Here is a 21,856-nt window from a genome sequence, read left to right as displayed (position 1 = left end):
CGACCTGTCGCAGGAGGCAGACCATGGTGACCTTCGTCAACAAGCTGACCGTGCACGGCGACCACGACACCTTCCTCGCCGTCCGCGCCCGCCTCACCGCCTACATGACCGCCCAGCCCGGCTACATCAGCCACCAGAACCTGCGCGCCGTGGGCCAGGACAACGTCCACCTCGAGATCGCCGTGTGGGACAGCCCCCAGGCCCACCGCGCCGCCGTCACCAGCGCCGGCTTCGCCGCCATCGTCGCCGACCTGAGGCCCCTGGTGACCGCCGAACCCGCCCTGTACACCGACGAGAGCGCCGACGCCCCGCTGGAGGCGGCCGGTGTCCGATGACCTGCGCCCCCACGTCCTGATCGCCGGCGCCGGCCCGGTCGGCCTGAGCGCCGCCCACGAACTGGCCCGCCGGGGCCTGCGCGTGCGCCTCGTCGACGCCGCCGCCGGCCCCGCCCGCACCAGCCGCGCCGTCGCCGTCCACCCGCGCACCCTGGAAACCCTCGACCAGATGGGCACCCTCGCCCCCGTCGTCGAAGCCGGCCGCACCAACCGGGCCTTCACCATGTACGCCTCGGGCCGCCGCCTGGTGCGCCTGGAGGCCGACTACCGCAGCATGCCCACCCGCCACCCCTACACCGTCATCATCGAACAGACCCGCACCGAAGCCGTCCTGCGCGACGCCGTCACCGCCCTCGGCGTCGACATCGAATGGGGCGTCCGCCTGACCGGCTTCGAACAGGACACCACCACGGTACGAGCCACCCTGCGCCACACCGACGGCACCGAGGAAACCTCCGAGACCGCCTGGCTCATCGGCTGCGACGGCGGCCACAGCACCGTACGCAAACACCTCGGCCTGCCCCTGATCGGCGAGAGCAGCGACACCTGGATCCTCGCCGACGCACCCGTGCGCACCGACCTCGAACCCGACAGCATCTACTGGGTCCACACCGGCAAACAGGCCCTGATGATGGTGCCCTACGCCCGCAGCGGCCACTGGCGGCTGCTCGACACCGCACCCGACAGCGCCGACGCGACCGGCGCCGCCGACCGCTTCGCCGCCCGCCTCACCAAGGGTCTGGGCCGCCCCGTCCACGTCGGCGACCCCGCATGGACCTCCGTCTTCACCTTCCAGCAGCGCATGGTGCCCCGCATGCACACCGGCCGCGTCTTCGTCGCCGGCGACGCCGCCCACGTGCACAGCCCCGCCTCCGGACAAGGCATGAACACCGGCATCCAGGAGGCCTACAACCTCGCCTGGAAACTCGCCATGGTCCACCACGGCCACGCCCGCCCCGCACTGCTGGACACCTACAGCACCGAACGGGTCCCCATCGGCAGGGCACTGCTCGGCTCCACCCGCACCGCCACCTTCCTCGTCGCCCTCAAGAACGCCCTCGCCTCCCTCGCCCTGCCCGTCGTCTTCACCGCCGTACGCAACCTGCCCCCGCTGCGCCGCGCCATCCAGCGCAAGGTCCTCGGCGGCATGTCCGGACTGCGCATCGACTACGCCGACAGTCCGCTGACCACCGGCGCCCGGCACGAGTACGTCCCCGTCGCCGACCCGCTCGCCGTGCCCGTCCCCATACCCCGGCGCCGCCACGTCCCCGGCCCCGGCGAACGCGCCGCCACCGCCACCGCCCGCCGGCCCGACTCGCCCGGCCCCCTTGCCCTCGCCGACGAACTGCGCGACGTCCGCTTCACCCTGATCCTCACCCCCGGCGACCGCACCACCACCTCCGAGCGCACCGCCGCCGACGCCGCCGCCCGCCACGGCACCTGGCTGTCCGTCCGCACCGTCACCGACACCGACACCGACACCGACACCGACACCGCAGGAACCCACGCCGACGCCGGCGCGGGCCCCCGCCCGCTGCCCGACCCCGACGGCGCCCTGCGCCAGGCCCTGGGCCTGGCCCCCGGCGCCTGGGTGCTGATCCGCCCCGACGGCTACCTCGCCGCCCGCGGCGGCCTGCTCACCCCCCGCGCCCTCGACGAGGCCCTGCGCCCGCTGTCCCTCGCCCCGCACCAGCCGCGCACCGCCCGCAGCCGCCGCGCCGACGCCGTTCTCCAGCAGCCCTCCTGCGGCCGTCGAGCGGACTTGGACACCGTCGGGACCACCGTCGGCACCACCGTCGTCGGCGCACCGCACAAGGAGGCAGCACGATGACGCCACCGCCCCCTCCACCGACACCGCCGGCCGCGTCGGTCGCCCTGGTCACCGGAGCCACCAGCGGCATCGGCCTCGCCGTGGCCCGCGACCTCGGCCGCCGCGGCCTGCGCGTCTTCATCTGCGCCCGCACCGCACAAGAGGTCAAACAGACCGTCGAGGACCTGCGCGACGAAGGCCTGGAAGTCGAAGGCACCGCCGCCGACGTCCGCTCCCGGGAGTCCGTCGCCGCCCTGGTGCGCACCGTCCTGGACACCTACGGACCCGTCTCCGTCCTCGTCAACAACGTCGGACGCAGCGGCGGCGGTCCCACCGCCGACATCGCCGACGACCTCTGGTACGACGTCATCGACACCAACCTCAACAGCGTCTTCCTGCTGACCCGCGAAGTCCTCAAGAACGGCGGCCTCGCCGACGCCTCCTGGGGCCGCATCATCAACATCGCCTCCACCGCGGGAAAGCAGGGCGTCCTGCTCGGCGCCCCCTACACCGCCTCCAAGCACGGCGTCGTCGGCTTCACCAAGGCCCTCGGCAAGGAACTCGCCCCCGCCGGCATCACCGTCAACGCGGTGTGCCCCGGCTACGTCGAGACCCCGCTGGCCGAACGCGTCCGCCAGGGCTACGCCGCGGCCTGGGACACCACCGAGGAATACGTGCAGGAGCAGTTCGAGGCCAAGATCCCCCTCGGCCGCTACACCACCCCCGAAGAGGTCGCCGCCCTGGTCGGCTACCTCACCACCGAACACGCCGCCTCCATCACCGCCCAGGCACTCAACGTCTGCGGCGGACTGGGCAACTTCTGAAAGAGGATGAGAGATGTCCGCTGAGCGAGTGCACGCAACGACGCACGAGGTGAACGTGGCCGCGCCCGCCGGCGTGGTCTACGGCCTGATCTCGGACGCCGTGCAGTGGCCGCTGTTCTTCCCGCCCAACGTCCATGTGGAGAGGCTCGAGTTCGACGGCGCCGGCGAGCGTCTGCGCATGTGGGCGACCGCCAACGGACAAGTCAAGTCCTGGACCTCCCGGCGGGTCCTGGACCCCGAGCGGCGCCGCGTCGAGTTCCGCCAGGAACTGCCCGCCCAGCCCGTCAAGTCCATGGGCGGCACCTGGATCGTCGACTCGCTGGGCGCCGAGAGCTGCAAGCTGACCCTCCTGCACGACTTCACCGTCGCCGACGACGCCCCCGACGACGTCGCCTGGGTCGAGCGCGCCACCGACACCAACAGCCGCGCCGAGCTGGCCAACCTCCGACAGCTCGCCGAACGCTGGAACCGGCTCGACGACCTCGTCCTGTCCTTCGAGGACTCCGTCCGCGTCGACGGCCCCGCAGAACTCGTCTACGACTTCCTCTACCGGGTGGGCGACTGGCCCGAACTCGTCCCCCACGTCTCGCGCCTGGACCTGACCGAGGACCAGCCCGGCGTGCAGGTCATGGCCATGGACACCGTCACCGCCGACGGCTCCACCCACACCACCGAATCCGTCCGCGTCTGCTTCCCCCACGCCCAGCGCATCGTCTACAAGCAGACCGCCACCCCGCTGCTGATGTCCGCCCACACCGGCGAGTGGTCTGTCGTCCCCGACGAGACGGGCGTCACCGTCACCTCGCAGCACTCCGTCGTCCTGCGCCCGGAGAACATCGAGCCCGTCCTCGGCCCCGACGCCGACGTCCAGACCGCCCGCCGCTACGTCCGCGAGGCCCTGGGCCGCAACAGCACCGCCACGCTCAACCTCGCCAAGAAGCACGCGGAAAGCGCGGTCCGCGTCCTTTGACACCGCCCGCACCGCACCGCCCGCACCGCACCCGCCCGGCCCCGCCGGGCGGGCCGCGCTGCGTCGGGGACCGGACCGCACGACGGACCACCGCTCCGCACACAGCTGCGGACTAAGAAACCGCTTGCGCGGTATGTAATTGAGGCTCGCTCGAGCCGTCGCAGCTTAGGGTGGGCGGGCGGGGGAGGTGATCAAGGCCCCCGAAAAAGCTTGTCAGGCAAGGGAAGTAGATGTTCCGCAGGTGGCGGGCGGTGCACGGGAAACAGGGCGGACGGTCCTATATTGACAAACCGTCCGCCCTGTTTTTTACTCGTTGCGCTGGAGGAGTACTCGCATACATGCGCGAACAGGGGAGACGGCGTGGATATCGAGGTGCTGGGGGAGTTCGGGGTGCGGGTGAACGGGGTGTCGGTGACGCCGACGGCACCCAAGCCGCGTCAGGTGCTGGCGCTGCTGGCGCTGCACGCGGACCGGGTGGTTCCGGTGGCGTCGCTGACGGAGGAACTGTGGGGACAGTGCCCGCCGCGCAGTGCCCGCACGACACTGCAGACATATGTGCTGCAGCTGCGGGACCTGATCTCAGGGGCGCTGGCGTCGGCCGGTGACGGCAGAACCGGCGACGGCGCGCCCGGCGGGGGAGGGTCGGCGAAAGAGGTGCTGGTGACGTCCCCGGGCGGCTACGTGCTGGTGTCGGGGGGCGGGACCAGCGACGTGGGGGAGTTCGAACTGCTGGCGGGGCGCGGCTACCGGGCGATGGACGCCGGGGACTTCGCGGGGGCGGCGCGGGTGCTGCGCCAGTCCCTGGAGCTGTGGACGGGCGGGGTGCTGGCCGATGTGCAGGCGGGGGCGCTGCTGCAGATGCATGTGCGGCGGCTGGAGGAGAGCCGGCTGTGCGCGCTGGACCAGCGGATCGAGGCGGATCTGCGGCTGGGCCGGCACCGGGAGGTGCTGGGCGAGCTGACGGTCCTGGTGAGCCGGTACCGCACGCACGAGAACCTGCACGGTCAGCTGATGCTGGCGCTGCACCGGTCGGGCCGGCGCAGCGAGGCGCTGGAGGTGTACCAGCGGCTGCGGGGGACGCTGGTACGGGAGCTGGGACTGGAACCGTCGGCCGCCCTGCGCCGCCTGCAGCGGTCCATCCTGACCGCCCAGGCCGACACCGTCCCCGACAACCCCGCCACCCGCACGGGTGAGCGGTTGTCCCGTGTGGCCGGCTGAGGCCCGGCCAGGACGTGCAGGGGCAGGAAGGAGACTGGGGATGCAGGCCAGGTCGGAGCGGACCCGTCGCGGGCTGGTGCACGCCGGGGCGCTGATGTTCGACCGTCACGGATTCGCGCAGGCGACGCTGGGCCAGATCGCCGGTGCCGCAGGAGTGACGAAGGGGGCGCTGTACTTCCACTTCGCCTCCAAGGACGCTCTCGCCGACGCGGTACAGGAACACGGCCGGCAGGCGCTGGGCGACTTCGTCCAGGAGCAGTGGCAGGCGGGCGCCGCGCCGGTGCAGACACTCATCGACCTGACGCACTGGCTGGCCCGGATGCTGCACGAGGACCCGGTGGTACGGGCCGCGCTGCGGATCGCGAACGAGTGCGCCGGCCGGCAGCCGCCCGTCGCCGACGTCCACCGGACGTGGACCACCGAGGTGCTGCGGCTGCTGGGCCAGGCCCGCGCGGCGGGTGACCTGAACGAGGACCTGCCCGCCGAGGGCTGCGAGACGCTGCTGTCGGCGGTCGTGTGCGGGATCGGGGTCCTGGCCTGCGCCACCGTGCCCCCGCCCCGCCCCGGCGAACTCGCCGACCGGGTCACCGCCCTGTGGCAGCCCCTGCTGCCCGCCCTGGTCCCACCCGGCCACACCACCCGCTACCGCACCCGGCCCCCCGCCGGCCGAGGCGTCACGGCCGAGGCGGCGTGAAACGGCCCGCCCGCGCGGCGAAGAGACCGTAACGAGCCCCGGCAGGAACCCGGGTCCGGCCGAAACGGCGGAGACCGGCAGTGCCGCGATCCACCACCGACACCTCTGTCACCCGGCCCGGCCGGGACGACACCCCTTGGAGCCACGCCATGCCCGCGGAACGCGACAGCGCACCCCGTACCGCCCCCGCCGCACCCACCGACGACGTGGTGAGCGAGCTCGTGACCATGCTCGCCGGCGTACTGCACCTGAAACCCGAGAAGATCGACCCCGAACAGACCTTCCGGGCCATCGGCCTGGACTCGCTGCTCGTCGTGGAGTTCGTGGCCACCCTCAACGCCCGCTACGGCACCGCCGTCAAGGCCGCCGCGCTCTTCGACCACCCCACACCGCTGGCCTTCGCCCGCCATGTGGCACGCGAACTGGGCATGCCCGGCCAGGCACCCGCCTCCACCGCCTCGGCGTCCGTCCCCCCCTCCCGCACCCCCGCGGCCGCCGCGCCCGCCGGTCCCGTCCTGGACGTCCTGCGCGAGGAACTGGCCCGCATCCTGTGCTGCGACCCGTGGGACATCGACACCACGGCCGCCTTCAACCTGCTGGGCGTCGACTCCATCCTCGGCTCGGAGTTCGTGGCCGTCATCAACCGCACCTACGGCCTGCGCGAGCGGCCCGTCACGCTGTACGACCACCCGAGCCTCGCCGCGCTGGCCACCCACATCAGCGGCCTGCTGCCCACCACCCCCACCCCGGCACCCCCCGCCCCCGTCGCCGTCGCCGTGCCCGACGCGGACACGGCCGCGGGACAGGCACCCTCCGCGGCGGAGGGCCGGACCGCGGAGCTGGGCGCGCTGCTGGACGCCGTACGCGGCGGGCGGATCTCGGTCGACGAGGCCCTCGGCCTGCTGTCCGCCCGGTCCTGAAACACCCAGGGGGGATCATGGACGAACGTGAAGTGCTGACCCGGTTCAAGGCCGGCACGCTGGAACGGGCCGACGCCGTGCGGCTGCTGGTGAACGCCGGCGCGCACACCCCGGACACCGGTCCGCCGCCCCTGCCCGCCGCCCACCCGGCCGGGCCCGCGCCCGCCGCCGGGGACGGCACGGGCGTCGCCGTCGTCGGGATCGCCGGCCGGTACCCGCTCGCACCCGACCTCGAGCGCTACTGGGAGAACCTGCGCGAAGGACGCGACACCTCCTCCGCCGGTCCCTCCCACCGCCCCGGCCCCCACCCGCTCACGACCGGACAGCGCGCCCACTTCCTCGACGGCGCCGCCGACTTCGACCCGGCCTTCTTCGGACTGAGCGCCGACGAGGGCGCGCTGATGGACCCGCAGGAACGCATCTTCCTGGAAGTCGCCTGGGAGGCCATGGAGAACGCCGGCTGCACCGGCGCCCGCCTCGACGCCCTGACCGGACCGGACGGGCAGGGCCGCAGCGTCGGCGTGTTCGCCGCCGTCACCACCGCCGACTACACGCTCCTGGCCGCCGAGGCCTGGGCGCACGGCGGGCGGCAGATGCCGCCCAGCGGCCACTGGGGCCTGCCCGGCACCCTGCAGACACTGCTGAAACTCACCGGCCCGGGACAGGCCGTCGACGCGGCCGCCTCCTCCGGACTCACCGCCGTGCACCTGGCCACCGAGGCACTGCGACGCGGGGAATGCGCGCTCGCCGTCGCCGGCGGGGTGGAACTGCTCCTCCACCCCTCCCGCGGACGCCACCACGCCGGCGAGGGCGCCGGAGCCGTGGTGCTCAAGCCGCTCGCCCGCGCACTCGCCGACGGCGACCGCATCCACGCCGTCGTACGCTCCACCCGCACCTGGTCCGGCCCCGGCGGCCCCTGCGCCCCCGAGGGCGACCTGCACGAGACACACCGCACGAGCCTGCGCCGGGTGGGCGACGCCGGGGCGGCCACCGGCCTCGCCGCCCTGACCTCCGCCGTCCTCCAACTGCGGCACGCCACACTCGCCCCCGCCGAACCGGACGGCACGGCCCGGCCGTGGCCGCGGCCCCGCGACACCCAGGGCCGTGAACAGCCACGCCGGGCCACCGTCGAGACCGCACCGGACGGCGGACCCGCGGCCCGAACCGTCCTCGAGGAACACCTGCCACCCCCACCGCAGCCGGCACCGGACGACGACGTCCGGCCCGGCGAGCAGATCCTGCTCTCCGCGCCCACCCCCGAACACCTGCGCGCCGACGCCGCACGGCTCGCCGACTGGCTGGCCGGCCACGAACACCGGTCCACGGACACACCCGCCACCCTGGCCGACGTCGCCCGCGCCCTGCGCGCCGGGCGCTCCTGCCGGCCGTGCCGGATCGCCCTGCCCGCCGACGACACCGACCACCTCGTCCACCGGCTGCGGGAGTTCGCCGGCACCACCGCCACACCCACCGGCCTCACCGACGCCACCGGGACACGCTTCGCCGACCTGCGCGACGCCACGCCGGACCCGCTGGGCATGGCACAGGCACCCGAGACCCGCGACTACCTCACGGCACTGTGGCGCGGCGGCCGCACCGAGACACTGACCCGGCTGTGGCTGTCCGGCCTCGACATCGACTGGGCCGCCCTGCAGCACCGGCCCGGCGCCGCCCCGCCGCCCCCACTGCCCCCCTCGGCGTTCCTGCGCCGCGAGTTGTGGCTCGGCCGGCCGCCCGAAGGGGAAGGCGCGGAAACCCGATGACCAGCCCCGCGACGGCGGACCTCCCCGAGGCCGCCCCGGGCGGAACCGAACCGGTCAAACTGTGGTTCTGCCCCAACGACGAACTCGCCCCCGTGATCGCCGCCACCCTGGCCACCCACTGGCTCGACGAACACGAACGGGAGATCGCCGCACGCTTCCTGTTCGAACGCGACCGGCGCCAGTACCTCGTCGCCCACACCCTGGTCCGGCGCGTACTCGCCCTGGAAAGCGGCGTCCCCGAGGCGGAGGCCGTCATCTGGCGCTCCTCACGCGGCCGGCCGTTCCTGCAAAAACCCGCCCAGGGACTGCCCCGCGGCGGCCGCGAACTCGACTTCAACCTGTCGCACGCCCACGGCCACAACCTGCTCGGCGTCGTCCGCCGCCACCGCATCGGGGTGGACGTGGAACGTCTCGACCGCGCCGACCGGGGACTTGCGACCATCGTGGAGACCTTCGCGGAAGAGGAACAGCGATGGGTGGCCGACGCCGCCCCCGGCCGGCCGCGCGACCGGCGCGTCCTGCGGCTGTGGACCCTGAAGGAGGCCTACGCCAAGGCACGCGGCCTCGGCCTCGGCCTCGCCTTCGACAGCTTCGCCTTCCACCTCGCCGAGGACATGGGCGTACTCGGCTTCCGCCCGCCCCCCGACGAGGCACCCGGACGATGGCGCTTCATGGAACTGGAACCCGTACCCGACGTGTTGGCCTCGGTGTGCGTGACCGCCGACACCGGCCGCTCCCAGACACTGCACCTCTACCACGGCTTCCCCTGGAGCCGCACGGCCCACCGGCAGCTCACCCTGCCCGAACCGGCGCCGGTACCGGTGGCGACGTCCCGGCCGTGAACGACCGGGCTCGTCGGCCCACTCTCTCCTCCCCGGCCCCAAGGCCGTCCTGTGGGAGAAGCCGGGTGAACCCACGCCGCACGGCGGCCGGTCGAGCGGGACTCCGGTGCAGGACCAGCGACGCCTCCGCCGCCCGGGGCAGACTCTCCCGCAGGACCGAAAAAAGGGGCCGTGCACGGCCCCGACGAGGCGGGGGGCGCCGATGGAGCTGGTACGGCGAGAGACCCAACTCGGCCTGCTCCGGCAGCTGCTGGCGACAGCCCGGCAGGGCGGGGCGGCCGCCGCCCATGTCACCGGCAGCCCCGGAACCGGCAAGAGCGTCCTGCTGCGCCGTTTCGCCGAACAGGCCGCCCACCACGGCGCGCTGGTCCTCAGCGCCTGCGCCACCCCCACCGAGACGGACCTGCCCCTGGGCGTGGCCGGCCAACTCCTCACCGGCGCCGGCCCCCACGACCCGGGCCCCCACGACCCGGGCCCCCGTGCCGGGGACACCGAGCTGCCCGGCACCGCCCCGGGCACCGCCGCCTCCGGCGCCGACGCCTCCCGGCTGCTGCACCACCGGCTGCGGGAACTCGCCGCCCGCCAACCCCTCGTCGCGCTCGTCGACGACGCCCAGCACATGGACGAGGCCTCCGCGCGCGCCCTGCTCTACCTGTGCGGCCGGCTCACCGCCTCCCGGATCCTCCTCGTCCTCGCCGGCCCGCACCCCGCCCGCCCCGCACCCCTCCCGCCACCCCTGGCCGAACTGCTCAGGCACCCCCACTGCACACCCGTGACCCTCGACGTCTTCGACGAGGCCGCAGTCGCCGCCTGCCTCGCCACCCACCCGCCCGGCCCGCCCGCCGCGCCGCTCCCGGCCGACCAGTGGCACCGCTTCAGCGGCGGCAACCCGCGCCTGCTGGCCGCCCTCGCGGAGGACCACCGGGCCTGCGGGCCCGTGCGCTCCGCACGCCCGGTGGCCGGAACCGCCTTCAGAGCGGCCGTCGTCGCCTGCCTGCGCAGCGCCGAACCCCTCACACAGGCCACCGCCCGCGCCCTGGCCGTGCTCGCCGACACCGCCACCCTCACCGCACTGGCCCGGCTGCTCGGCGTACCCGAACGCGCCGTCGGCCCCCACCTGGCCGAACTCGACGCGACGGGCCTGCTCGCGGACGGGCGGCTGCGCCACGCAGGCGTCCGCGCGGCGGTACTGGAGGACATGAGCGCCCAGGACGCCGCCGGCCTGCACCTGCGCGCGGCCGCCCTGCTGCACGAGGGCGGCGCCGGGCCCGGCGAGGTGGCCCGCCACCTTCTCGCCGCGGACGCCGCAGGCACCCCGGCACCCGGACCCGCCTGGGCCGCCCCCCTGCTGACCCGCGCCGCACAGCACGCCATGACGGCCGGCGGCCCCCGACAGGCCGCCGCCTATCTGCGCAGCGCCGCCCGCCGCAGCGGCGGCGGCAGCCGGCGGGACGCCCACCTGCTGGAAATGCTCGCCCGCGCCGAGTGGGAGAGCGACCCGGCCGCCGTGACGCGCCACCTCGACCCGCTCGAACAGGCCCTGACCGCAGGACTGCTGGAGGGCCCGCACCTCCTGGGCGCCGCCGGTCTGCTGCTGTGGCACGGACAGACCGACACACTGGCCCGGGCACTGGCCCGGCCTGCCGCCGGCCACGCCGCGCAGGAGGCGGCCGCCGCACTGGCCTTCGTCCGCCCCGGGACGGCCCCCGCCCTGCCCCGGCAGGACGATCCGCACCCTGCCGCCGAACGGGCCCTCGAGTCGATCGCCTACGACCACGCACCGCCGACCCCCGTCGCCGCCGTCCTCTCCGCCCTGCTGCACACCGCGGAAACCGGGCAGCCGGCCCGGTGGCGCACACTGCTCCCCGGAAGCGGCAGCAGCCGCCGAACCCCCGCCCGCCAGGCCGTCGCACAGGCGGCGGCCGCGGTGGTGTGCGCCCGCACCGGCGCCTACGACAGCGCCGCCGGCCACGCGGCGACGGCGCTGGCCCTGCTGCCGCCGCCCGCCTGGGGAACGGCCATCGGAATACCGCTGTCGGCGGCCGTGCTCGCCGCCACCCGGCGCGGCGACCTCGACGAGGCGGCACGGCACCTGGCCGTCCCCGTACCGGAGGCGATGTTCACCACCCGCGCCGGACTCCACTACCTCCTCGCCCGCGGCCACCACCAACTGGCCGCCGGCCGCCCGCAGGCCGCGCTCGGCGACTTCCACGCCTGCCGGGACACCCTGGAACGCTGGCAGCTGCACCCCGCCACCACAACCCTGGACTGGCGCACACCCGCCGCCGAGGCACTGGCCGCCGGCGCCGGCCACCACCCGCAGGACGGCCACCCGGCCCGCACGCTCACCGACGCCGAACGCCGGGTCGCCGTCCTCGCCGCCCGCGGCTCCACCAACCGGGCCATCGCGGCCCGCCTGTACGTCACCCCCAGCACCGTCGAACAGCATCTGACCCGCATCTACCGCAAGTTGCGCGTCACCTCCCGCGCCGACCTCGCCCACGTCGTGCCGGCGGACCCGCCCTAGGTGTATTGCCCTGTGAGGTGCCCGGCGGGAAGGCCCGTGTCGGTGTTGCCCATGCTTTTGTTACCTCTCCTGCTACGCGCTCTGGGAACACTGGGGTTTCGTAATCGGGGAGGTCTCCCTGGGCAAGGACTTCGAAGCACCGAGTGAACCGCTTTGGGCGTGGCGACGATCTGCTGGGGAGCGCGGTCGCGGTCTTCGTGATCTCTCGCCGTGCAGGGAGTCGCGCACTACGGCTTGATGTGGCTTGGCTGGAAGACGTACGGCTACACGCGGATACGCCGTCCGCTCGATCGAGGTCACGCCTCACCCCACCCAGGTGCCACAAACCGTCACCGACTCAACGGCGTTGAGCTGAACGGGTGGCGACCCGAGGACTCAGGACCACAAGATCATTCCGTGGCGGGTTCTACAGTCACCTTGGCTGGACCCCAAGACGGTGCACGGCTCCGGCGCCTACCGCCGCCTCGGCGTTCCAGATACCGCCTGAACTGCGGCGGGGTCTGCGGCCGGGGCCATTACGCCGTAAAGGTGAGTTGCCCGCGCGGGTGGCCGTCGCCTGCGGCCGTGGGCGAGCGGTCGTCGACTGCTGCGACGTGGCAAGGACGACCGAGGTGAGGGATGGTGGATGGCGGGGGCATTCTCCGAGACTCCGGAGCAACTATGGACCGCTACCCACCCATCGCGGAGCACGGCCTGGTGGGCGACCTGCAGACCGCCGCGCTCGTCTCGTCGCAGGGCGTGGTGGACTGGTTTGCCGCTCCAAGGTTCGACTCTCCCAGCATCTTCGCCTCCCTGCTCGACCACGACCGCGGCGGGTACTTTCGGCTGGCCCCCGAGGACCCCGACGCGGCCTGCAAACAGCTCTACTACCCCGACACGGCCATCCTGGTGACCCGGTTCCTGTCGCCGGACGGCGTGGGCGAGGTGGTCGACTTCATGCCCCCGGACCAAACCCGCACCGCCACGGACCGGCACACCCTGATCCGCGTGCTACGCGCCGTGCGGGGGACCGTCGACTTCACGCTCGAGTGCCGGCCCCGCTTCGACTACGGCCGGGCCGAGCATCAGCTCGAACTCGACGGCGACGGCGCCCTCTTCCGCGCTCCGGGAACCGATGCGCACCTGCAGACCACCTTCCCGCTGGAGCGGGACGGCCAGGACGTGCGCGGCAACGTGACACTGCGCGCCGGTGAGGCCCATGGCGCGGTCTTCACCGTCTGCGCGTCCGGCGGCAAGGCGCCAGTTTCCCCCACCGCCGACGGGCTGACCGAACAGTTCCAGGAAGTCGTCCGCTTCTGGCAGCGGTGGCTGAGCCAGTCCCGCTACCGGGGCCGCTGGCCCGAGCTGGTGCACCGCTCGGTCATCACCCTCAAGCTCCTCACCTATGCGCCCACCGGCGCCTTGATCGCGGCGGCCACGATGGGCCTGCCCGAGCAGGTCGGCGGAGAGCGAAACTGGGACTACCGGTTCACCTGGGTACGTGACAGCGCTCTGTCCGTGCGCGCCATGCTGGACCTCGGCTTCGCCGAGGAGGCCACCGCATTCGTCCACTGGCTGGTGGACAGGCTGCACGAGCGCGAGGGCAGGGACGGAGAGCCGCTGCAGACCATGTACCGGGTCGACGGTGACCCCGACCTGCCGGAGGAGACACTCGATCACTTCGAGGGCTACCGCGGTTCCTCCCCCGTGCGTATCGGCAACGGCGCTGCCGACCAGCTTCAGCTCGACATCTACGGCGAGGCGATATACGCGCTGGCGCAAGGGGGCGAGAGCGCGCGGCAGGCCAGCTTCCGGGGGTGGAAGGCACTGGCCAGAACGCTGGACTGGTTCGCCGACAACTGGGACCGGCCGGACGAGGGCATCTGGGAGACCCGCGGGGGCCGAAAGGACTTCACCTACAGCCGGGTGATGACCTGGGTCGCCTTCGACCATGGGCTGCGCCTGGCCGAGGCCTTCCGCAAGCCCGCCGACCAGGAGAAGTGGCGCAAGGCCAGAGACGCGGTCGTCGAGCAGGTCATGCAACGCGGCTGGAGCGAGAACGAGCGCGCCTTCATTCAGCACTACGACAGCGAAGTCCTGGACGCCTCCCTCCTGCTCATGCCCAGAGTCGGATTCATCGCCCCCACGGATCCCGTCTGGCTGTCCACGCTCGACGCGATGGACCGCAAACTCGTCTCCGACAGCCTTGTCTACCGCTACGACCCGGAAACATCACCGGACGGGCTGCGCGGCTCGGAAGGCACCTTCAGTCTGTGTACTTTCCTGTACGTGGACGCGCTCGCCCGGGCGGGCCGGCTGCCCCAGGCCCGCTACACCTTCGAAAAGATGCAGACCTACGCCAACCACGTCGGACTCTTCGCCGAGGAGGTCGGTCCAAGCGGTGAGCAACTCGGGAACTTCCCGCAGGCGTTCACCCACCTCTCGCTGATCATGGCCGCCACCACCCTCGACAAGGCACTCGACCAAGAACAGAGACGCTGATTATGGACACGCCGGCCTCTCCGGCGGGACCACCGCGGCTGAGCGCCACCGAATTCGCCGAACTCTACGCCCACTACTGGCGCCGGACCGCGCCCGCGCGGGCCGCCCGCCAGGCCGCAGTGGACAGCAGCGCGGACAACGCGCTCGCGGAGTCCTTATCAACGCGACCTGCAAGCGCGAGACGCTCCAGGACCGCCGGACCTTCGCCGACGAACGCGAGGCAAGGCTCTCCCTGTTCCGCTGGCTACACCGCTACAACACCGTCCGCCGTCACTCCACCCTCGGGCGCCGCAGCCCGATCGCCTACGAGACGGCACTCGACACACCATCAACTACGCTGGCCCCAGCGGCATAACCCGTGTCCAGGATTCAGGGTCAGGGCCCGTCAGCCGGAGCGCCCTCGGACCTGGCCGCCCGGAAGTCCGCAAGATCCGCCGCTACCTGGAGATTTTGAACCGGTCCCGGGAACCCGCGCCCTCACCGACATCGCTCAAGTCCCAGTCCGCCACTGGAGTTCGTGGCGGCGCCGGCGCCTGATCGCGAGCACGCCCTACTGTCGGTGTTCGCCGCCGCGACCCGGACCGGTCATCCCTCATCAGCGTGGCTCTGGACGTCCTCCGGATGGGGCTCGCGGTGCTCGCCGACATCGCCAGCTACGCGGGCGGTGGCGTGTACATCCGCAGGGTGCCGCATGACCACAGCGCGACCGTGCCGTCCTGGTACGCCGACGCGGGATTCTTCTTCGGCCCGTCCGGGAGCCGATTTGGTCACGTCGGGTCAGAAGACTTGCGGCGCGCGATCCTCATCGCGGCGAACGAGTGGCTCGGGACATGGCTGCGGTTACACCCGATCGGCCTCCGAGGGCAGGCGCATGCCCCGGAGCACGTCCGGGTCGAACCGCAGCATCGCGTCGAGGCCGGCGAGCTTGTAGCCATAGGTGTAGGTCGGAGTGCTGTAGGCCATCCGAAGTACGTCCTCGATGGTGGCCGTACCGTGGATCATCGCCTGACCGGTACCGACCAGTTCGGAGGCGATCTGGCTGATCACATGCACGCCCAGCAAGGCCCCGTCTTCTCTCCGGAACACCAGCTTCAGCAGGCCCTCCTCCCCAGCGATGAGACCGCGCGGGGTGGAGCCGAGCTCGCAACGGCCGATCTCGTAGGCAATGGCCGCCGACTTGCAGTCCTGCTCGCTCATACCCGCCCGGGCGACCTCGGGCATCCCGTAGACGGCACTGGCCGGAAGTTGGTCGACGTGGACGGAAAAATTCAGGTCGAAGGCTCCACAGACCGCCTGCCGCCCCTGATCGGTAGCGATCGACGCCAGCGCCGGGCCGGTGACATCTCCCGCGGCGAAGACCGAGGGGCAGCTCGTCTGCCCACGCTCACCGATCACCACCCGACCCCGCTCGTCGATCTCGATACCGGCAGTGTCCAGACTCAACGCCGTGACATCGACGCTGCGCCCCGCGGCGAAGAGCAAGGCGTCCGGCCGCAACTCCCGGCCGTCGGTCAAGATGGTGCGCAGTTGGTCGCCGTCTCGCTGCGTCGACGCCATCCCGGTGCCGGTGATGACCTCGGTACCGCGTCGTCGGAACACCTGTTCCAACCGTGCAGAGATCTCCTCGTCCATCATCGCCACCAATTGGGGAGCGGTGTCCACGATGGTTACCGGCACCCCGAGTGCCTGGAAGATCGTGGCGTATTCGACCCCGACTGGGCCGCCACCCACGATCAGGATGTGCCGGGGCCGTCCACTGATCTCCATGATCTCTTCGGTGTCGAAGACCCATGGGTCGTCGAATGGCACACTGGCCGGACGCAGTGGTCGTGATCCGGTTGCGAGGATGATGCGCTCGCCGTGCAGCCGCGTCTCCTCGCCGGTTGTGGAGCGCACCAGCACCGTGTGGCCGTCCTCCAGCCGGGCCGAGCCGGCCACCAGGTGCACACCGAAGGTCTGCAGCCGATCCAGTGTGGCCTGCTGCATGGCCGCGCTCACCTCGTGGGCCCGGGTGGTGAGCGGCCTGAACAGCACCTCGGGTGGGGCGGCCAGCGAGATCCCGTAGATGGCCTCCTTTTCGAACCCGTTCAGATACAGGGCGGCCTCTCGGAAGGTCTTCGTCGGTGCGCCGCCGCTCGTCACGACCGCTCCTCCGACGGTGTCGCGCTCGACCAACGCCACCGAATACCTCAGGTTCGCCGCCATCTGTGCTGCGGATTCCCCGGCTGGCCCGGCCCCGACCACGACAAGATCATAATGACTGGTCACGATTCTCACCCGCCTGACGACGTGATTCGGGGTCTATCGGTCCCTGCGCCTACCGAGCAGCAGCACATCGAGGTCACCCCGAATGAAGAATGTCCTCCAGTGCGCTCGAAACCGCGGGAAAGTACCTGTTCGCCAACCCCGTGCATCTGCATGTCGACCTCTCCGGTGGTGCCGGTGTACTGCCGCGCCACGCCGCCGAGCGAATCCCCTTCCTGATGAACCCGGTGTCGTCGACGACGAACACCCCCCGAGGATCCGGCCCCTACTGTCCGGCCGGCAGCGCGCGCAAGCCGAACTGGGCCCCGAACGGGTCGACGACCACGCCGATCCGCCCGAACGGCGTGTCCTCGGGGGGCCTGATTACCGCGCCGCCGCCGTCGCCGACCGCCTCCACCGCGGCGTCGATGTCCGCGACAGCGAAGTAGGCCCGCCAGTGCGACGGCGTGCCGGGGGGAGCGTCCATCATCCCGCCGATGCCACCGGCCGGGCGGCCACCGACGTGGAACGTCTCGTAGTCGCCGGGGACCTCACCCGCCGCCGGGCCGAGCGCCGCGTACTGGAAGCCGAACACGTCCGCGTAGAAGCGCTTGCCGGCGGCCGGATCCGTCAGGAGCATGTCGTCCCAGGCGAACGCCCCCGGCTCGTCCTGGACCTCGAAGCCGATCATGCCGGTCTGCTGCCATACGCCGAACACACCGCCGGTGGGGTCCGTGGCGGCGAGGACGCGGCCGCTCCCGGCGAAGTCCATCGGTCCGGCGAACACCGAGCCGCCGTGCTCGCCGATCAGCATCGCGGCGGCGTCCGCGTCGTCACTCGCCAGGTACACCGTCCAGGCCGACGGCCGGCCCTCCTGCATGGCGGGGTCGACGCCCGCGGCGGCGTGGCCGTCGACCTGGGCGATGAGGTAGCCGCCGTACTCCGCGCCGGTGTCGACGAATGTCCAGCCGACGACGCTCGTGTAGAAGGCGACGGCGCCTTCTACGTCAGGGACGTTGAGGTCGACCCAGCAGGGCGTGCCGGCGGGCCAGGGATCCGTACGGGTGGACATCGGAGCTCCTCCGTGGGGTGGGGGGACGATCACGCGCAGCCAGCGCCTCATGCCGCCCGCGGAGCTGCTTTCGCTCGCGGAGCTTTCACGATGAGCCCATAGATGTTGACGATGAGAACCCAGATCGGGAATGCCAGTTCGAGCAGCGGTATCATGCCGGCTGCGATCAACAAGAGAAGGCCGACCGCGGAGCCGATCAGCGCCAGCCATCGGGGGTACAGGCCTGTACGTAGGGCGAGCGTCGACGTGGTGAGTACAAACACGCCGGCCATGCGCGTCGCGTATATGCTCATAAGGTTGTAGGCGGTCGCGCGTCCGAATATCCACACGTCCATCAGCGGGCGGCCTTGATTTTCGGCAGCCAAGATGAGTAGTGCGCCAGTGAGCGCAGCCATCACGAACAGCATGCCGACGAACAGAAGGCCGCTGCCGAGGAAGAGCGTGGCGAAGAACTTGTCCTCCCTGACGCCCAGCTGATCACGAAGCGCGCCTATTGACCATAGGAAGAAGATTCCCGCGAATGGGACCAGGTTCAGCGCCAACACCACGGAGTCCCGCTGGGTTGAGCTGGTCAGCCACGTCCCCGCATCCGTCGGACTAAAGGGCACCGCCTGCAGGATCAATACGATGACGGCGCCGTACAGCACGGCGAACACGATGCCGGCGATGGCGGCAGCCCGCGGACTGCGAACTGCGCTGGGTGTGAGCTCGGCCTCTGCCATCACTGGCGCCTCCCAAGCTGGTAGTCGAGCCGATTCGGTCTGATGGCGATGCAGACCTGACCTGCTTGCTGACCGTCAGCCGCGCCCCGGCGGCTTTGGCGTGGGGCTGCTGGTGCACTTCCTGGATCGACGACACCGATCAGGCCCAGGTATTCAGGTCAGGTGCCCGGGTCGCCGAGCCAGCGCAGAGCCCGGATCCCGGGCTGGAAGCAGTACTCGCCGCCGCGGTTGACGACGAAAGTCGGCAGGCCCCGCAGGCGGCGGCGGATGGGCTTGCGTGGCAGTGTGAACTGCTCGTGCTCGTCGTGGGCGGCGATGAGCGGGTCGTGCTCGTCGGGCGCACCGATGAATTTGCCGTCGTTGGCCCATTGGGCCTGCACGAATTCGTACTGGCGCGCGAGGTTGGCGTTGACCGCGGCGAACAGGAGGCCGCGGTCGGCACCGTCGTCGTCGAGGACGCCTTCGGGGAGCGGCGGTCCGTAGGTGGCGCCGCGACGGAGCAGCCGGTGCAGTCGCACCTCGCCGGTGACCGCGGCGTCGCGGGGGTTCATCCGCCGCGCGTGGGAACCCACCGGACACATCAGACCCTGAGGATCGTCACCGTAGAGGAAGGCGTTGTTGCGGTCGGGGTCGGCACCCAGCTCGGGCTTGTCGTGGTCTGGAGCGAGGATCAGAGGGGCGCCGCTGGGCCAGCGTCCGAAAAGCTTGGCGGCGAGCAGCTCCTCCTCGGCCGGGCTCGTGGCCTGTTCATGGAGATACCGCCGGAACGCGGCCACGTCGGTGTAGAGCTTGCGGAAGACGAGGTAGCTCCCGTTGCGGCCGAGCACTTCCGGCTGCGGTGTCGGTGACACATCCCCGGTCTCGTTCAGGTAGCCCAGGACGAACTCGCCCGGCTTGAGCAGAGCCTCATGCGGGTTGCGGCCGGGAAGTCCGCTGCTCTCGATGCCGGGCTGGGAGATGCCGTCGTGGAAACCGAAAGAGTTCCGCCCGTCGAACGGGGAATAGACGTCCTGCCGCCAGACCCGCCTGATGCCGGGAAGTTTGTCCAGGGCGGTTCGGGCGGTCGCGAGGGTTGCCTCGAACCGTGCGACGTCTGGGGCGAGCAGCGTGAGCACCACGTGCACGTCGGAGGAGCCGAGTGGGTGTTCCCAGTGCGCGGGGGCATTCCGGCCGACGTCACCGAGTTCGTCCGCACGTGCTGCCATGCCCTGCTGGAACTCCGGTGCGAACGTGCCAAGGCTGTCCTGGGGCACGCCGAGGGCCCGAAGGCCGGCGAAGCTGAACGCGGCGCTGAGCGAGGCCTGGGCGAGAGGATCGAGGACGTCGGCGGCCGAACTCACCACCTCGGCCAGTCGGCGCACCAGTTCCTGGCCGTCGCGCCGGTCGTCGATGCGAAGTACCAGGTAGGCGCCGGCGTACGGGTCGGGGCGAGGCCGGAGCGTGCCTGCCTGTATGTCGTCCAGTTCGAGTGCAGTCAGGTCGGCGCTGGTTGGCGCGGTCGTACTGGTCATGGTCGTGTCCTGTCCGTCACTGCCCCGCCGGGGGCTGGTTGGCCGGCGCCAGGTATGGGAAGTCAATGCCTGCGGGGGTGGTCGCGGCGCGGACGCCGTCGCTGATCGGGGGACCCTGCCCGGCCGTGATGAGCAGCGTGTAGATCTTGTCCATCACGTCGTCGTTGAGGGAACGACCGCCGCAGGTGGCATGCGGGTGCCCGGCCAACATCGACTGCTCAATCTCGAAGAAGCTGTTGTCCGTATAGGGCTTCGAGATGTCGATGACGAGGTAGTCGCCGAGGATCAGCTCGGTCAACGGGTGGACGCCGTCTTCGGTGGCGGGCCAATCTACTTTGCCGTCGAGACTGTCGAAAACCGGAAGGTTCGCGTTGAGCCGTGTTCGGTAGGCGGCGCGGTAGTCCTTCCCCATGTGGAACGGATCCTCCAGATTGTACAAATCGCGCAGCTCTATGTCGCTGTTGACCGAGTCGTAGGTCTTCGGTGACAACATGACGTTCTTGACCTCAGGCCGGCCGGTACGCTCGAGCCTGATGGGCAGCGGACCCGAGACGACCGTCTCGGCGGCCACCGCGAACACCGGCCCATGCCCGCCGGTGAGCATGGGTGCGTAGTCAGCCTCGACCACGATGCCCAGCACATCTGTTCCCATCAGGGAGTTCGTGCCGGGGTAGGAGAAGGCGAGTTGCCCGCTCGTCATGGACCTCTGGAGGGCGGGTAGATCAATGAAGAAGGGGTCGGAACGCAGGCCGGCGTAGACGCTGAGGGCGTCGGTGTGCGCACCCGACGGGTCGTTAACCGTGACCGCGACGGGCTCACCGGAGATCGCGACACAGCGCCCGACTTGCCCCATCGCCGAGCCGTCACCGGGGGCCGGAGGAGCGAAGGAGAGGTCGAAGGCGATCTCCTCGGCTTCCGTGCCGACGGCGAGGTGCGTCCCCTCGTCGGGGATCGTGACCGGGCGCATCCGGAAGCGAAAGGTGATGGCGTCGGAGAACGCCGTGTCCGGCTTCGCGTTCGGGTGCACGGTCATCACCAGGACGATCCACCCCGGCCGCGAAGGGCTGGGGAACACGTAGAAGTCGCAGATGTCACCGGCGGGACCGGCAATGGCCCGGGGTCCGGAGAAATGGTCTGACATGGTATCGACCCTTCCGAGTCGAAACGGCGGCTGGAGCCGTATTAGGCAGGCGGCGCAAGGGGCGCCGCCTGCCTAAACCGCGCACCGAACTCGGCGTCAGTCGGCAGCCTCGTCGAGCAGCGGCTTGAGGGCCGGTTGCGCGAGCGCCGCCTGGGCGGCGGGGTCATCGAGGACCTGCTGGAACGCCTTGTTCACCCGCAGCGCCTTGGTGACTTGCGGCTGCGTCACGTCGCCGAAGAAGTCGAAAAATCCCGCGGCTTGTATCTGGCCCGACTGGAGGAACGCCTTGATGTCGGCATTGGTGACCGCGTCCACATCCTCGATCGTAAACTCATTGGTGTGCTGCAGCCAATCCGCCCACACCGGCAGGCCGATGATGGCGAGGGCGTCATCGACGTAGGGGTCCCACTCGCTCTCGAACGAGGTCAACCACATCAGCCGACTGTCGTCGTCGAACAGGACGAACCGGAGGCTACGCAGGCCGATCCTCTCGAGGTCCGACTGAGTGCGGGGGTCGCGCAGCCGGTCCTCAAACACCTGGATCGTTGCCTTCATGGGCTCCTTGTGGCCTTCCTTCACGCTCATGAGCGCGCTCAATTCCGAGACCACGCCGTGAACTCTGCCCTTTCCCGACTTCTTGCTGGTAGGTGTCGTCATGACTGGTCCTCCTAGATCCGGATCGTTCGCCTGTGTTGAGTCATTCGGCAGGCGGTCACCATGTCGTGGGATTCCTATGCCCTCGGCCGGCTGGTAGCGCGGTGGCGACGCACCTCCCCGCGACG

At 71.3% G+C, this 21,856-nt stretch carries 18 protein-coding genes; 12 read left to right on the top strand and 6 right to left on the bottom strand.

Annotated elements, in window-relative coordinates:
- Positions 1-23: 23 nt before the first annotated feature.
- The 12 genes from ACTMTU_RS34040 (at position 24) to ACTMTU_RS33985 (ending at position 14,739) form a co-directional block, all read left to right on the top strand.
- Positions 24-335, top strand: coding sequence for an antibiotic biosynthesis monooxygenase family protein (locus tag ACTMTU_RS34040; RefSeq protein WP_441267289.1), 312 nt, complete (start codon positions 24-26; stop codon positions 333-335).
- Positions 325-2,166, top strand: coding sequence for an FAD-dependent oxidoreductase (locus ACTMTU_RS34035; protein ID WP_441267288.1), 1,842 nt, complete (start codon positions 325-327; stop codon positions 2,164-2,166). Before ACTMTU_RS34040 ends, ACTMTU_RS34035 begins: the two co-directional genes overlap by 11 nt.
- Positions 2,163-2,969, top strand: coding sequence for a 3-oxoacyl-ACP reductase FabG (gene fabG / locus ACTMTU_RS34030; RefSeq protein ID WP_441267287.1), 807 nt, complete (start codon positions 2,163-2,165; stop codon positions 2,967-2,969). Before ACTMTU_RS34035 ends, fabG begins: the two co-directional genes overlap by 4 nt.
- A 13-nt stretch (positions 2,970-2,982) precedes the next feature.
- Positions 2,983-3,939, top strand: a complete 957-nt coding sequence (locus ACTMTU_RS34025; protein WP_441267286.1) for an aromatase/cyclase — start codon at positions 2,983-2,985, stop codon at positions 3,937-3,939.
- A gap of 360 nt (positions 3,940-4,299) precedes the next feature.
- Positions 4,300-5,157 (top strand): AfsR/SARP family transcriptional regulator, encoded by an 858-nt coding sequence (locus tag ACTMTU_RS34020; protein ID WP_441267285.1) that lies wholly within the window; start codon positions 4,300-4,302, stop codon positions 5,155-5,157.
- A 40-nt stretch (positions 5,158-5,197) separates the two neighbouring features.
- The gene (locus ACTMTU_RS34015; RefSeq protein ID WP_441267284.1) at positions 5,198-5,851 is read left to right on the top strand and encodes a ScbR family autoregulator-binding transcription factor; all 654 of its coding nucleotides are present in this window, start codon (positions 5,198-5,200) and stop codon (positions 5,849-5,851) included.
- Positions 5,852-5,931: 80 nt separating this feature from the next.
- Positions 5,932-6,771 carry an acyl carrier protein gene (locus tag ACTMTU_RS34010; protein WP_441267283.1) on the top strand — a complete coding sequence of 280 codons (840 nt, stop codon included), beginning with the start codon at positions 5,932-5,934 and terminating at the stop codon, positions 6,769-6,771.
- Between the two features lie 17 nt (positions 6,772-6,788).
- Positions 6,789-8,534: a polyketide synthase gene (locus tag ACTMTU_RS34005; RefSeq protein WP_441267282.1), complete on the top strand. Its 1,746-nt coding sequence runs from the start codon at positions 6,789-6,791 to the stop codon at positions 8,532-8,534.
- A complete protein-coding gene (locus tag ACTMTU_RS34000) occupies positions 8,531-9,376 on the top strand; it encodes a 4'-phosphopantetheinyl transferase family protein (RefSeq protein WP_441267281.1) in 846 nt (281 codons plus the stop codon). The genes ACTMTU_RS34005 and ACTMTU_RS34000 overlap by 4 nt, the downstream gene beginning before the upstream one ends.
- A 202-nt stretch (positions 9,377-9,578) precedes the next feature.
- Positions 9,579-11,903, top strand: a complete 2,325-nt coding sequence (locus tag ACTMTU_RS33995) for an AAA family ATPase (RefSeq protein WP_441267280.1) — start codon at positions 9,579-9,581, stop codon at positions 11,901-11,903.
- A 660-nt stretch (positions 11,904-12,563) separates the two neighbouring features.
- On the top strand, positions 12,564-14,384 hold the full coding sequence (locus tag ACTMTU_RS33990; RefSeq protein WP_441267279.1) for a glycoside hydrolase family 15 protein: 1,821 nt from the start codon (positions 12,564-12,566) through the stop codon (positions 14,382-14,384).
- A 52-nt stretch (positions 14,385-14,436) separates the two neighbouring features.
- Positions 14,437-14,739, top strand: a complete 303-nt coding sequence (locus tag ACTMTU_RS33985) for an integrase core domain-containing protein (protein ID WP_441267331.1) — start codon at positions 14,437-14,439, stop codon at positions 14,737-14,739.
- Between the two features lie 485 nt (positions 14,740-15,224).
- On the opposite strand, the gene ACTMTU_RS33980 is transcribed toward ACTMTU_RS33985, so the two are convergent.
- From ACTMTU_RS33980 to ACTMTU_RS33955, 6 genes are all read right to left on the bottom strand, one after another.
- The gene (locus ACTMTU_RS33980; protein ID WP_441267278.1) at positions 15,225-16,652 is read right to left on the bottom strand and encodes an FAD-dependent oxidoreductase; all 1,428 of its coding nucleotides are present in this window, start codon (positions 16,650-16,652) and stop codon (positions 15,225-15,227) included.
- A gap of 262 nt (positions 16,653-16,914) precedes the next feature.
- Positions 16,915-17,700 (bottom strand): VOC family protein, encoded by a 786-nt coding sequence (locus tag ACTMTU_RS33975; RefSeq protein ID WP_441267277.1) that lies wholly within the window; start codon positions 17,698-17,700, stop codon positions 16,915-16,917.
- A gap of 47 nt (positions 17,701-17,747) precedes the next feature.
- Positions 17,748-18,422: a hypothetical protein gene (locus tag ACTMTU_RS33970; protein ID WP_441267276.1), complete on the bottom strand. Its 675-nt coding sequence runs from the start codon at positions 18,420-18,422 to the stop codon at positions 17,748-17,750.
- Between the two features lie 158 nt (positions 18,423-18,580).
- Positions 18,581-19,933, bottom strand: a complete 1,353-nt coding sequence (locus ACTMTU_RS33965; protein ID WP_441267275.1) for a Dyp-type peroxidase — start codon at positions 19,931-19,933, stop codon at positions 18,581-18,583.
- A 16-nt stretch (positions 19,934-19,949) separates the two neighbouring features.
- Positions 19,950-21,074, bottom strand: coding sequence for a DUF4331 family protein (locus ACTMTU_RS33960; protein WP_441267274.1), 1,125 nt, complete (start codon positions 21,072-21,074; stop codon positions 19,950-19,952).
- 96 nt (positions 21,075-21,170) lie between these two features.
- A complete protein-coding gene (locus tag ACTMTU_RS33955; protein ID WP_441267273.1) occupies positions 21,171-21,731 on the bottom strand; it encodes a hypothetical protein in 561 nt (186 codons plus the stop codon).
- Positions 21,732-21,856 lie beyond the last annotated feature (125 nt).

The organism is Streptomyces sp. OZ13, from assembly GCF_052068155.1.
Lineage (GTDB): Bacteria > Actinomycetota > Actinomycetes > Streptomycetales > Streptomycetaceae > Streptomyces.
Note: the sequence above shows the minus strand (reverse complement) of the source record. Positions and strands in the feature narration are given on the sequence as shown.

Excerpts from the sequence above, each read along its gene's own strand:
- ACTMTU_RS34000 (WP_441267281.1), top strand. The coding sequence starts at position 8,531 with ATGACCAGCCCCGCGACGGCGGACCTCCCCGAGGCCGCCCCGGGCGGA.
- ACTMTU_RS34040 (WP_441267289.1), top strand. The coding sequence starts at position 24 with ATGGTGACCTTCGTCAACAAGCTGACCGTGCACGGCGACCACGACACC.
- ACTMTU_RS33960 (WP_441267274.1), bottom strand. The coding sequence starts at position 21,074 with ATGTCAGACCATTTCTCCGGACCCCGGGCCATTGCCGGTCCCGCCGGT.
- ACTMTU_RS34005 (WP_441267282.1), top strand. The coding sequence starts at position 6,789 with ATGGACGAACGTGAAGTGCTGACCCGGTTCAAGGCCGGCACGCTGGAA.
- ACTMTU_RS33990 (WP_441267279.1), top strand. The coding sequence starts at position 12,564 with ATGGACCGCTACCCACCCATCGCGGAGCACGGCCTGGTGGGCGACCTG.
- fabG (WP_441267287.1), top strand. The coding sequence starts at position 2,163 with ATGACGCCACCGCCCCCTCCACCGACACCGCCGGCCGCGTCGGTCGCC.
- ACTMTU_RS34015 (WP_441267284.1), top strand. The coding sequence starts at position 5,198 with ATGCAGGCCAGGTCGGAGCGGACCCGTCGCGGGCTGGTGCACGCCGGG.
- ACTMTU_RS33965 (WP_441267275.1), bottom strand. The coding sequence starts at position 19,933 with ATGACCAGTACGACCGCGCCAACCAGCGCCGACCTGACTGCACTCGAA.
- ACTMTU_RS33955 (WP_441267273.1), bottom strand. The coding sequence starts at position 21,731 with ATGACGACACCTACCAGCAAGAAGTCGGGAAAGGGCAGAGTTCACGGC.
- ACTMTU_RS33970 (WP_441267276.1), bottom strand. The coding sequence starts at position 18,422 with ATGGCAGAGGCCGAGCTCACACCCAGCGCAGTTCGCAGTCCGCGGGCT.
- ACTMTU_RS33975 (WP_441267277.1), bottom strand. The coding sequence starts at position 17,700 with ATGTCCACCCGTACGGATCCCTGGCCCGCCGGCACGCCCTGCTGGGTC.
- ACTMTU_RS34025 (WP_441267286.1), top strand. The coding sequence starts at position 2,983 with ATGTCCGCTGAGCGAGTGCACGCAACGACGCACGAGGTGAACGTGGCC.
- ACTMTU_RS33995 (WP_441267280.1), top strand. The coding sequence starts at position 9,579 with ATGGAGCTGGTACGGCGAGAGACCCAACTCGGCCTGCTCCGGCAGCTG.